1 pseudogene is annotated in these 388 nt (G+C 47.7%); it reads right to left on the bottom strand.

Annotated features, from left to right (window positions below):
* Nucleotides 1–170: 170 nt before the first annotated feature.
* Nucleotides 171–388: pseudogene (locus Q1A70_RS20530) on the bottom strand (hypothetical protein); the annotation flags it as partial.

The raw sequence follows: 388 nt of genomic DNA, 5'->3' as shown, positions 1-388 counted from the left end.
GGCTTCGATGACGCGCTCAATGCGCGTGACATACTCTTCCCCACTTTTTATCTCCTTTTGTCCGATTAAAAATGCGGCGACACCTGCATAGATGGTGCCGATTAGCGTCAGCGCGAACAGCACATCTAAGAGGGCTATCCCTCTTTGGTGCGTCCGTGAAAAGCGTTTCATTACGTTAACTCCTTTTGCATACACCCCGTCTCACTGTTAAAGGATTGGTGTTGCAGTGATGATTGGACGCTCGATACACTTTTATATAAAACCAGACGCTGAGAGGTCATGAAAACATCATCAACCAACTTGAGCGCCCCTTGTCTCAATGAGGTGCTGTCCATCGTTTCAGGCAGTATTACTGTGATACGTATACCTGCGCTGGTAGTCACATCAG

Source organism: uncultured Vibrio sp. (assembly GCF_947488985.1).
Lineage (GTDB): Bacteria > Pseudomonadota > Gammaproteobacteria > Enterobacterales > Vibrionaceae > Vibrio.
This window is presented reverse-complemented; position numbering and strand designations above follow the sequence as displayed.